At 66.1% G+C, this 10,500-nt stretch carries 11 protein-coding genes; 6 read left to right on the top strand and 5 right to left on the bottom strand.

Annotated features, from left to right (window positions below; translation table 11 throughout):
* The first annotated feature begins 49 nt into the window (after positions 1–49).
* Positions 50–1,135, top strand: coding sequence for a substrate-binding domain-containing protein (locus tag BRAS3809_RS23240; protein WP_008964486.1), 1,086 nt, complete (start codon positions 50–52; stop codon positions 1,133–1,135).
* Positions 1,136–1,171: 36 nt separating this feature from the next.
* Here BRAS3809_RS23240 and BRAS3809_RS23245 read toward each other — a convergent pair whose 3' ends face one another.
* Positions 1,172–2,035 (bottom strand): TerC family protein, encoded by an 864-nt coding sequence (locus BRAS3809_RS23245; protein ID WP_008964487.1) that lies wholly within the window; start codon positions 2,033–2,035, stop codon positions 1,172–1,174.
* 67 nt (positions 2,036–2,102) lie between these two features.
* Positions 2,103–2,525 carry a nucleoside-diphosphate kinase gene (gene ndk, locus BRAS3809_RS23250; protein ID WP_008964488.1) on the bottom strand — a complete coding sequence of 141 codons (423 nt, stop codon included), beginning with the start codon at positions 2,523–2,525 and terminating at the stop codon, positions 2,103–2,105.
* Positions 2,526–2,810: 285 nt separating this feature from the next.
* Between ndk and BRAS3809_RS23255 the strand changes: the two genes are divergently transcribed.
* The 3 genes from BRAS3809_RS23255 (at position 2,811) to BRAS3809_RS23265 (ending at position 5,405) form a co-directional block, all read left to right on the top strand.
* Complete coding sequence (locus BRAS3809_RS23255) at positions 2,811–3,083, top strand: hypothetical protein (RefSeq protein ID WP_008964489.1); 273 nt, start codon at positions 2,811–2,813, stop codon at positions 3,081–3,083.
* Positions 3,084–3,283: 200 nt separating this feature from the next.
* Complete coding sequence (locus tag BRAS3809_RS23260; RefSeq protein ID WP_008964490.1) at positions 3,284–3,469, top strand: hypothetical protein; 186 nt, start codon at positions 3,284–3,286, stop codon at positions 3,467–3,469.
* A gap of 67 nt (positions 3,470–3,536) precedes the next feature.
* Positions 3,537–5,405 carry an ABC-F family ATP-binding cassette domain-containing protein gene (locus BRAS3809_RS23265; RefSeq protein WP_008964491.1) on the top strand — a complete coding sequence of 623 codons (1,869 nt, stop codon included), beginning with the start codon at positions 3,537–3,539 and terminating at the stop codon, positions 5,403–5,405.
* Between the two features lie 36 nt (positions 5,406–5,441).
* Here BRAS3809_RS23265 and BRAS3809_RS23270 read toward each other — a convergent pair whose 3' ends face one another.
* The 3 genes from BRAS3809_RS23270 to BRAS3809_RS23280 all read right to left on the bottom strand — a co-directional run bounded on the left by BRAS3809_RS23270 (position 5,442) and on the right by BRAS3809_RS23280 (position 8,122).
* Positions 5,442–5,939: a hypothetical protein gene (locus BRAS3809_RS23270; protein ID WP_008964492.1), complete on the bottom strand. Its 498-nt coding sequence runs from the start codon at positions 5,937–5,939 to the stop codon at positions 5,442–5,444.
* Positions 5,940–6,154: 215 nt separating this feature from the next.
* On the bottom strand, positions 6,155–6,607 hold the full coding sequence (locus BRAS3809_RS23275; protein ID WP_008964493.1) for a DNA polymerase III subunit chi: 453 nt from the start codon (positions 6,605–6,607) through the stop codon (positions 6,155–6,157).
* 15 nt (positions 6,608–6,622) lie between these two features.
* A complete protein-coding gene (locus BRAS3809_RS23280; RefSeq protein ID WP_008964494.1) occupies positions 6,623–8,122 on the bottom strand; it encodes a leucyl aminopeptidase in 1,500 nt (499 codons plus the stop codon).
* A gap of 339 nt (positions 8,123–8,461) precedes the next feature.
* Between BRAS3809_RS23280 and lptF the strand changes: the two genes are divergently transcribed.
* Entirely contained in the window at positions 8,462–9,631 is a 1,170-nt protein-coding gene (gene lptF / locus BRAS3809_RS23285) for an LPS export ABC transporter permease LptF (protein WP_008964495.1), read from the top strand.
* On the top strand, positions 9,628–10,500 hold an 873-nt coding region (lptG, locus tag BRAS3809_RS23290; RefSeq protein WP_035657850.1), incomplete at its 3' end, for an LPS export ABC transporter permease LptG. The genes lptF and lptG, both read left to right, overlap by 4 nt.

The following is a 10,500-nucleotide window of genomic DNA, read 5'->3' on the forward strand; positions in this document are numbered from 1 at the left end:
TTGCCGATGGCGGCTGGTCATATGAAGCCGACTTCATGAGCAGGCCCCGATGCTGCGGATCGCGATCGAACCCGTCTGGCGCTTCCACAAGGACGACGGTCCGCAGAGCATCGTCGTGATGCTGAGCGTGCTCAGCGAGATCAAGCGGATCGGCAAGATCACCAGCGCCGCGAGCGACGCGCACCTCTCCTATCGACACGTCTGGAATCTGATCGAGCAATGGTCCGCCTTTTTCGGCGTGCCGCTGGTCGAGACCCGCCGCGGCAAGGGATCCAAGCTCACGCCGTTCGGCGACAAGCTTGTCTGGGCCGGCGAACGCATGCAGGCCCGGCTCGGGCCGCAGCTCGACAATCTCGCGCAGGAGCTGGTGACCGAGATCAAGCCGTTCCTGCAGCCGTCTCCGGCCGTGATCCGCGTGCACGCCAGCCACGGCTTCGCCGTCGCGAAGCTGCGCGAACTGCTCGAGCGCGAGCCTGGCGTCGGCATCGACCTGCGCTATGTCAGCAGCCAGCATTCGCTGGCCTCCCTCGCGCAAGGCGCCTGCGACCTGTCCGGCCTGCATCTGCCGCGCGGCGAGCTGCGGGCGCAGAGCATCCAGGCCTGTCGCGACTGGCTCGATCCCAGGCACGACCGCGTCATCAGCTTCGTGACGCGCGAGATGGGGCTGATGGTCAAGCCCGGCAACCCCAAATCGATCCGTTCATTGGCGGATCTCGCCGGTGGCGAGGTTCGCCTGGTCAATCGCGATCATGATTCCGGAACCAGGCTGCTGTTCGATCAACTGCTCGCATCCCATGGCATCGACGAAGCCCGCATCAACGGCGCCCAGCAGATCGAGTTCACGCACGCCGCGGTGGCCGCCTATGTCGCGAGCGGCATGGCGGATGTCTGCTTCGGCGTCGAGGCCGCGGCGCGCCAGTTCGGGCTCGATTTCATCCGTATCCTCACCGAGGACTACTTCTTCGCCTGCCACCAGTCGTTTCTCGACACCGATGCGATGCGGCGCGTGCTCGCGGTGATGACGGGCGAGGAGTTTCATCGCGCCATCGCCGCCCTGCCCGGCTATCAGCCGGCAGAGACCGGAGCGGTCCATACCATCGGGGAGTTCCTGGAGCGGCTCGACGCGGAGACCTGACGCGAGATGCGCGGGCTTTGCCCGCACTGTCCTGACCTACGGCAAATTCACGCCGCGGGCCGGCACCGCCTCGAGCTCATCCTTGGCCTGGTGCCGCAGCGCGCGGCCACGCCAGATCGAGCCGGCGACGAGCACGACCGCAGCTCCCAGCAGCGACATCAGCGTTTCCATGACGTCGATATGGCTGGTGAGATTGGACTTGCTGCCGAACAGGCCGGACACCGCCTCGACATTGATGGCGACGGTGCCGTCCAGGAGATGATGCAGCAGCGGCTCGATGGCGGGATCCGTCGCGATCACCTCGCCGGCGACCCAGCCGAGCAGCATGGCGCCGAGCCAGACCAGGATCGGGAAACGGTCGAGCACGAGCATGATGAGCGCGGCGCCGGCGATGATCAGCGGGATGCTCATGGCGAGGCCGATGATCAGCAGCGAGGCCTGACCGTTGGCGGCGGCGGCGACCGCGATCACGTTGTCGAGGCTCATCACGAGGTCGGCGAGCGCGACGATGCGCACCGCGTGCCACAATGTCGTGCCGGCCGCGATGTCGTCGTTCTCGTCCTCGGGCACCAGCAGCTTGGCGGCGATCACCAGCAGCGCGAGGCCGCCGATCAGCTTCAGATAGGGCAGCGCCATCAGCGTGGCGACGATGCCGGTAAAGGCGATCCGCAGCGCGACCGCGATGCCGGAGCCCGCCACCATGCCCCAGAAGCGATGCTTGCCATGCAGGCCGCGGCAGGCGAGCGCGATCACCAGCGCATTGTCGCCCGACAACAGCACGTTGATCCAGATGATCTTGCCGAGCGCGAGCCAGAAGCCGGGGCTCTGCAGGTCGGCTTCGAATTGAGCGAGGAGATGGCCGTAAGTGGCGGGATCAGCGAGCTGCGACAGCCAGTTCACGGCCGGACCTTTCAGATGCGTTCAACGGGGGTGCGGCGGAGCGAGGCTCCGCCGCAGCGATCGCCGCTCAGCCGACGATCTCGTTGCCGGAGAAGAACTGCGCGATCTCGATCGCGGCCGTTTCCGGCGCGTCCGAGCCATGCACGGAGTTCTCGCCGATCGACTTCGCATGCGCCTTGCGGATGGTGCCCTCGGCGGCCTTGGACGGATCGGTGGCGCCCATGACGTCGCGGTACTTCAGGATGGCGCCTTCGCCCTCGAGCACCTGAACGACCACCGGACCGGAGATCATGAAGTCGACCAGCTCGCCGAAGAACGGCCGCGCCTTGTGCACGGCATAGAACGTCTCGGCCTGGTCGCGGGTCATGCGGATGCGCTTCTGGGCCACGATCCGCAGGCCGGCCTTCTCGATCAGCGCGTTGATCGCGCCGGTCAGGTTACGCTCGGTCGCGTCGGGCTTGATGATCGAAAAGGTGCGCTCAATCGCCATGATATCGTCCTTGGATGTGCGGGATTTGGGTGAGTTTGCGGGCTTATATCGACGCGATCGGTCGACGGCAAGCGATCGGGGCCCTGCCGGAGCGGTGACGCCTTACGACAATTTCACGATTCTGAACATAGTCTGAAGGGACTGTGCGACCCTCGTTCAGCTCCGCCGCGCTAGGGTGAGCGGCATCGAGCGAAGATAGGCCAGCAGCATCCCGGTGGCCGCCTTCTCCCAGCCTCATCCGTCGGACAATTTCAGCGCACCAGCGCTGTCATCCAGGAGACGACCATGTTGCGCAAACTCCTCCTCACTGTGGCTGCTGCCGTGTCTCTGGGCGCCGCCGCCCTCGCCCCCACCGCCGCTTCGGCCCATTGGCACGGCGGCTGGTACGGCGGCGGCTGGCACCATGGCTGGGGCTATGGCTGGCACCGTCCGTTCTACGGCCCGCGGGTGTTCGTGGGCGGCCCGGTCTACAGCTACGGCTATGGCGGCTGCTATGTCCGCCGCATCGTTCCGACCCCGTGGGGACCGCGCTGGCGCTGGATCAACCGCTGCTACTGAGACCTCCCCGTTACGAGCCTAGGAACGGCATCCGCCCCCCGCCGATCCGAACTCGCATTGCCCCGGCGTCTCCCCCACGCCGGGGCTTTTTTTCATGCATTTTCAACTAAATCCGACGCATTCCGGCGCATCGCCGGAAACAATTCGGCCGCCCAGGACTTGTCACGGCATCGTATTGCAACTGCCCGTGGAACTTCGTCATGACTGGCCGCACCGCCGACTTCAGCGAGGCGCTCGATCGCAAGACCAGCCGATCGATCTGTGAGGCCGTGGGCGAACGGCTGCAGCGCAGCCTGCCGCCGGACGGCTCGCAATTGCCGGGCCCCCTCGCCCAGTTGATGAACGAGCTGCGCAAGCAAGACGACGGCGGTGCCCGGTTCGATTGAAGCCGCCGACGGCTGAGACCCCGACAAAGCGGTTGCGTTTGGCCGCGCGCGCGGTGACAAGGCGCGCATGCTTTCCATCACCGATATCTCCATCCGCCTTGCCGGACGGCTTCTGATCGACCAGAGCTCGGTGCAGATCCCGCCGGGCGCGCGGGTCGGCCTGGTCGGCCGCAACGGCACCGGCAAGTCGACCCTGTTCAAGGCCATCCGCGGCGAACTGTCGCTGGAGACCGGCAGCATCAGCCTGCCGCCGCGCTGGCGGGTGGGCAGCCTCGCGCAGGAGGCGCCGAGCGGGCCCGAAAGCCTGATCGAGGTGGTGCTCCGGGCGGACCTCGAGCGCGATGCGCTGCTGCGCGAGGCGGAGACGGCGGAGGATCCCCACCGCATCGCCGAGATCCAGACCCGGCTCGTCGACATCGACGCGCATTCGGCCCCGGCCCGCGCCGCCGCCATCCTCAGCGGCCTGGGCTTCTCCGCGGCCGACCAGGCCCGCGCCTGCTCGGAATTCTCCGGCGGCTGGCGCATGCGCGTGGCGCTTGCCGCCACCTTGTTTGCCGCGCCCGACCTGCTGCTGCTGGACGAGCCGACCAACTATCTCGACCTCGAAGGCACGCTGTGGCTGGAGGATCACCTGGCGCATTATCCGCGCACCGTGATCGTGATCAGCCACGACCGCGATCTGCTGGAGACGTCGGTCGACCAGATCCTGCACCTCGACCGCGGCAAGCTCACGCTGTACCGCGGCAGCTACTCGTCATTCGAGGAGCAGCGCGCCACCCGCGAGATGCTCGACGCCAAGGCGGTGAAGCGCCAGGAGGCCGAGCGCGCGCGGCTGCAGGCCTTCGTCGAGCGCTTCAAGGCCAAGGCGTCGAAGGCGCGCCAGGCGCAATCCCGCGTCAAGATGCTGGAGCGGATGAAGCCGATCACCGCGCTCGTCACCCAGGACGTGCACGAGATCAGCTTTCCCGCACCCGAGAAGCTGCTGTCGCCGCCGATCATCGCGGTCGACAATGCTGCGGTCGGCTATGATCCGGCGCAGCCCGTGCTCAACCGCGTCACCTTGCGCATCGACAATGACGATCGCGTCGCGCTGCTCGGCGCCAACGGCAACGGCAAGTCGACGCTGGTCAAGCTGCTCGCGGGCCGGCTCGCGCCGTTCTCCGGCAAGGTCACGCGCGCCGACAAGCTGTCGATCGCCTATTTCGCCCAGCATCAGCTCGATGAGCTCGACGAGGACGGCTCGCCCTATTCACACGTCCGCAAGCTGATGGGCGATGCGCCGGAATCGAAGGTGCGCGCGCGCGCCGGCGCGATCGGGTTCTCCGGCAAGGCGGCGGACACGCTGGTGAGGAGTCTCTCCGGCGGCGAGAAGGCGCGGCTGCTGCTCGGCCTTGCGACGTTCTTCGGCCCCAACATGATCATCCTGGACGAGCCGACCAACCATCTCGACATCGACAGCCGCGCCGCGCTCGCCGAAGCGATCAACGAGTTTCCCGGCGCGGTCATCATGGTCTCGCACGATCGCTATCTCATCGAGGCCTGCGCCGACCGGCTGTGGGTCGTCGCCGACCGCGGCGTGAAGACCTATGACGGGGATCTCGACGACTACAGGCGCATGATCCTGTCCTCGCGCAGCGGCGCAGCGGCGCGCGAGACGGAACGCGCGCCGGCGAGCGAGAGGACGGAGCGGCCGCGCGGCGACAACCGACGCGGCGCGCTGAAGCAGAAGATCACGGCGGCCGAAGCCGAGATCGCCCGCATCACCGACATCATCGCCAAGATCGACAGCGCACTGTCGCTGCCGGACATCTTCACCCGCGATCCGAAGCAGGCCGCGCAGTTGTCGAAAGCACGTGCGAATGCGGCCGATGCGCTGGCGCGGGCCGAGGAGCAGTGGCTGGAAGCCAGCACGCTGTATGACGAGGCGATCAGCTGACGAACACACATTCGTCAGTCGACCGCGAAAGCGGGATCAGGTGGCCCGCTTCTTGGCCTTGCCGGGCTTGGCGATCTTCGGAGCCGGACCGGCATCAGGCGCCCGCTCCACCGCGCTCAGGCGGCCGGCCGTGAACGTGTAGACACCGGCGCGCGGACCCCGCAGCCAGGTCACCGTCGCCACGCGTTCGCCGCCCTCGTTGCCGATATTGACGCTGTCGGGCGCGCCGATGCCACGCACCACGTCACACTCGGTGTGACCGAGCGCCACCGTGCCCGTCGCCGCCGGCGGTGTCGCAGCCGCATCGCTGGCCAGCGCGTTCGCTCCAGCGGCGCCGGCGGCGGGCGCCATGCCGGGACAGCCGCCGTCGGCGCTGACGAAATCTTCCGGGCTGACCGGCTTGTCAGGCGAGAGCGGCGGTGCGTCGATCGAGATGTTCCTGATGAACAGACGCTGCGGCCGGTTGAACCATTCGGCATCCTTGGACAGGAAATCGGGCGTGCTCGAGCATCCGGACACGACCGTTGCAAGCAAAAGGAACGGCAGAACGCGCGTCAGTTGTTTGTTATGGTCTCGCACGATGAACCTTGCTGAATTGCAACCTGTGGACACTCTAAGGTGTTGTCCCACCATCACTTTGCGGCACGTTCGTGACTTTGCCAACGCTGTCGCCGGCAAATCGGCGGTTTATCATTAATCGCCGGGCGCTGCCATCATCGCTCCCTGGCGCGTCGCCAGGGCTTACGCCATCATTGCCGACGTTGCCAGCGCCCGCGCTCGTCGGCCTGCCAATAGGTGACCTCGAATCCACGGGTTTTGCAATCGGTCCACGCCGATCGCGCTGCAGCAAGCGCGTCGGGATCATCGCCGTTGAACACCAGCACCATGCGTTCATAACTGTGCGCATCGGACGGCAGCGGCGCGTTGTCGACCAGGAACCTGACATTGGCGCCGTTGGGATTGCTGTCCTCGATCGCCAGCACAATCGGCTGCTCGGCCACATCGGTGACGCGCCACGTCGCGTGCGGCAGAAACGAATCGTCACGATAGGTCCACAGATGCGCATCGAGCGCATCTGCGCGTTCCTCGGAGGTCGACTGCACCACCACCCGCCAGCCGCGCTCGAGCGATTTCTCGAGCAGCGGCGGCAGCACGCCTTCCAGCGTCATGTTCTGCAGGTGGTAGAACAGGACCTCGGTCATGCGCGCCGGCGTCCTCTACGCTTTCGCCTCGTAGGAATCCCAGACCAGACGATCGAGCAGGCGGACGCCATAGCCTGATCCCCAGCTCTGGTTGATCTCCGACTTCGGCGCGCCCATCGCCGTGCCGGCGATATCGAGATGCGCCCATGGCGTATCGTTGACGAAGCGCTGCAGGAATTGCGCTGCCGTGATCGAGCCGCCGTGGCGGCCGCCGGTGTTCTTCATGTCGGCGAACTGCGAATCGATCAGCTTGTCGTATTCGGAGCCGAGCGGCATGCGCCAGACCTTCTCGCCGGTCTCCTGCCCGGCCTTGATGAGCTTGTCGGCCAGATCGTCATTGTTGGCGAACAGCCCGGCATGCTCGGTGCCGAGCGCGACCATGATCGCGCCGGTCAGGGTCGCCAGATCGATCATGAATGTCGGCTTGTATTTCGTCGCGACGTACCAGAGCACGTCGGCGAGCACGAGCCGCCCTTCCGCGTCGGTGTTGATGATCTCGATGGTCTGGCCCGACATCGAGGTGACGATGTCGCCTGGACGCTGCGCATTGCCGTCCGGCATGTTCTCGACCAGGCCGATCGCGCCGATCACGTTCGCCTTCGCCTTGCGCGCCGCCAGCGCATGCATCAGGCCGACGACGCAGGCCGCCCCGCCCATGTCGCCCTTCATGTCCTCCATCGAGCCGGCCGGCTTGATCGAGATGCCGCCGGTGTCGAAGCACACGCCCTTGCCGATGAAGGCGACCGGCTGGTCGCCCTTCTTGCCGCCATTGTAGCGCATGATGACGGTGCGGCTCGGCCGCGCCGAGCCCTGGCCGACGCCGAGCAGCGCACCCATGCCGAGCTTCTTCATCGCCGGCACGTCGAGGATTTCGACGGTCACACCGAGCTTGCGCAGCGCGGCCGCGCGTTTGGCGAATTCTTCAGGGTAGAGCACGTTCGGCGGCTCGTTGACGAGATCACGCGCCAGAATCACCCCGTCGGTCACGTGGGCCCGCGGCGCGAACGCCTTCTTCGCCGCGGCGACATCGGACACGGCGATCGAGACGGTCGCGCTGACGCCGCCGTCCTCGTCCTTCTTCTTCGTCTTGTAGCGGTCGAATCGATAGGCGCGCAGCCGGATGCCCGACGCCAGGGAGCTGACCTGGTCAGGCGTCATCGGCCCGGAGGGCAGCTCGGCGAGCACGGTGACGGCTTCAGTCCCGGTGTTGAGTTTCCCGGTTAAGGTCCCGCCATATTTAAGGAAATCCTTTTCCTTATGGTCGCCGCCCTTGCCCGTTCCGATCACGATCAAGCGCTGAATCTTGATTCCCTCGGGCGCCAGCAGGTCGAGCACCGCGCCGTCCTTGCCCTTGAACCGCGCCGCGGCGGCCGCCCGCTTGATCAGGTCCGAGGCGCCTCCGAGCGCCTTGTCGGTCGCGGCACCCAGCCGGAGCGCGTCGTCGCAAAAGGCCACCACGATACCGCGCGGAGCGGCCGACAGCGGGACGAAGCCGACCTTGACGGTGTCGGACATCAGGCAATCCTCCAGAATTTCGACGTGAGAGCCGCCGCGACCGGGCCAAGAGCCGAGCGCGCAGACGGGGACGGCGGCAGTTCAGAACCCAACTTGGCGACAGTATGGCCTGCCTTGACGCGGGCTGCCAAGCCTCCCCGTGGCGGGGCGGCCACAACGATGAAATTTCGACCACATTTTCGTGGCGCCACGTCACAGCCATTTTGTCGACGGATCAAAGGGATGGTAAAGATATTCACTGCTCTTGGAACGCGACGGCTCAAGCCCGGCTGACGACCCGTTTCAAGGGTGGCTGCAGCGCTCGTTCCGGGACTGCTGATGTGGGATCGAGCGCGCACGATGGGGTCCATCGACAGGTACATCTTCCGCACGACGCTCGCGTCGTTTGCGTTGGTGCTGGTCAGCCTCACAGGGGTGATCTGGATTACCCAGGCGTTGCGCGGCATCGACCTGATGACCAGCCAGGGCCAGACCATCCTGACCTTCCTCGGCATCACCGGCCTGGTGATTCCCTCCCTGCTCGGCGTCATCGCGCCGATCGCGCTGATGATCGCGGTGTCGCACACGCTGAACAAGCTCGCGACGGACTCCGAGATCATCGTCATGAACGCCGCCGGCATGTCGCCGATCCGGCTGTTCGTGCCGTTCGCCTATGCCACCTGCGTGGTCGCCCTGCTGGTGACCATCCTCGCGTCGTATGTCGCGCCCGACGGCCTGCGCCGCATCAAGCAGTGGGATGCCGAGATCACCGCCGACGTGCTCACCAACATCCTGCAGCCCGGCCGGTTCGCCCAACTCGACCAGAACCTCACGATCCGAATCGGCGAACGGCAGCCCGGCGGCGAGCTCAAGAGCATCCTGATCGACGACCGCCGCGATCCCAAGGAGCGAATCACGATCGTCGCCGAGAAGGGCACCGTGGTGAAGAACGCCGACGGCTCGTTCCTGGTGCTGGAGGACGGCAATCTCGAGCGGTTCGAGATCGGCAAGCGCGAGCCGGCGATGGTCGCGTTCGCCCGCTATGCGTTCGACATGTCCAAGTTCTCGAATCAGGGCCGCGACGTGACGCTCGGAATCCGCGAGCGCTATTTGTGGGAGCTGATGGCCCCGGCCGAGGATGACCCGATCTACAAGCAGATCCCCGGACAATTCCGGCAGGAACTGCACGACCGCTTCCTGGCCCCGATCTATCCGTTCGCCTTCGCAGCCCTCACCTTCGCGTTCCTGGGCGCACCGCGGACGACGCGCCAGAGCCGCAACTTTTCGTTCGGCAGCGCCATTCTCGCCGTGTTCGGCGTGCGCATGGCGGGCTTCGCCTGCTCGGTCATGACGGTGAAGACGCCGGTCGCGGCGCTGATCCAGTACCTGATGCTGTTCGGCACTCTCGGCCTCAGCATCTGGATCATCGTCGGCGGCGTGGTGGTCGAACCGCCGGCGCGGCTGATGGAGGCGATCAACCAGTCCAATGCGCGGATCGCGCGGCTGTTCAGAAGGCCCGCCGCCGCATGAGCATGGTCACCAACACGCTCGGACGCTACTTCGCCGGCCGCTTCCTGGTCTCGGCGGTGGGCGTGTTCGCGAGCATCTTCCTGCTGCTGGTGCTGGTCGATTACATCGAGATGGTGCGCAGGACCTCGGGGCTGGCCTCCGCCTCGGCGCTGATGGTCGCCGAGACCTCGCTGTTCCGGGTCCCGCAGCTGCTCGAGAAGATGATGCCGTTCTGCGTGTTGATCGGCGCCATGACCTGCTATCTCGCCCTGTCGCGGCGGCTGGAGCTGGTGGTGGCGCGCGCCGCCGGCGTTTCGGCGTGGCAGTTCATCGCCCCGGCACTGGCCAGCGCGATCATGCTCGGACTGATGGCGACGACGCTGTACAATCCCATGTCAGCCAACCTGCGCGAGCTTTCCAAGCGGATGGAAGCCGAGTTGTTCGGATCGGCCCCGGGCGGCGGGGTGCAGGACGCGTCGGGCTTTTGGCTCAACCAGGTCAACCCGGACGGGTCCGTTATCATCAATGCCGCCCGCAGCGAGCAGCAGGGCGTCCGGCTGACCGGATTGACGCTCTTCCGTTTCGACAAGCAGCAGCGGTTCAAGGACCGAATCGAGGCGCGCGAGGCGACCCTCGAAGAAGGCCAATGGGTGTTCAAATCTGTGCGCCGATTCTCGCTCGATGCCCCGCCGGTCGACGAACCCTCGTTCATTCTGCCCACGACTTTGACGCCGGCGCAGGTCCGAAACAGCTTCTCCACCCCCGAAACTGTGTCGTTTTGGCAACTGCCGACCTACATCCGTTCGTCGGAGAGTTCGGGCTTCGCGACCGCGGGCTACCGACTGCAGTATCATAAGCTCATCGCGCAGCCGTTTTTGCTGGCTGCGATG

Origin of the sequence: Bradyrhizobium sp. STM 3809 (assembly GCF_000239795.1) — a bacterium.
Classification (GTDB): Bacteria; Pseudomonadota; Alphaproteobacteria; order Rhizobiales; family Xanthobacteraceae; genus Bradyrhizobium.

Excerpts from the sequence above, each read along its gene's own strand:
- BRAS3809_RS23240 (WP_008964486.1), top strand. The coding sequence starts at position 50 with ATGCTGCGGATCGCGATCGAACCCGTCTGGCGCTTCCACAAGGACGAC.
- ndk (WP_008964488.1), bottom strand. The coding sequence starts at position 2,525 with ATGGCGATTGAGCGCACCTTTTCGATCATCAAGCCCGACGCGACCGAG.
- BRAS3809_RS23255 (WP_008964489.1), top strand. The coding sequence starts at position 2,811 with ATGTTGCGCAAACTCCTCCTCACTGTGGCTGCTGCCGTGTCTCTGGGC.
- BRAS3809_RS23260 (WP_008964490.1), top strand. The coding sequence starts at position 3,284 with ATGACTGGCCGCACCGCCGACTTCAGCGAGGCGCTCGATCGCAAGACC.
- BRAS3809_RS23265 (WP_008964491.1), top strand. The coding sequence starts at position 3,537 with ATGCTTTCCATCACCGATATCTCCATCCGCCTTGCCGGACGGCTTCTG.
- BRAS3809_RS23275 (WP_008964493.1), bottom strand. The coding sequence starts at position 6,607 with ATGACCGAGGTCCTGTTCTACCACCTGCAGAACATGACGCTGGAAGGC.
- BRAS3809_RS23280 (WP_008964494.1), bottom strand. The coding sequence starts at position 8,122 with ATGTCCGACACCGTCAAGGTCGGCTTCGTCCCGCTGTCGGCCGCTCCG.
- lptF (WP_008964495.1), top strand. The coding sequence starts at position 8,462 with ATGGGGTCCATCGACAGGTACATCTTCCGCACGACGCTCGCGTCGTTT.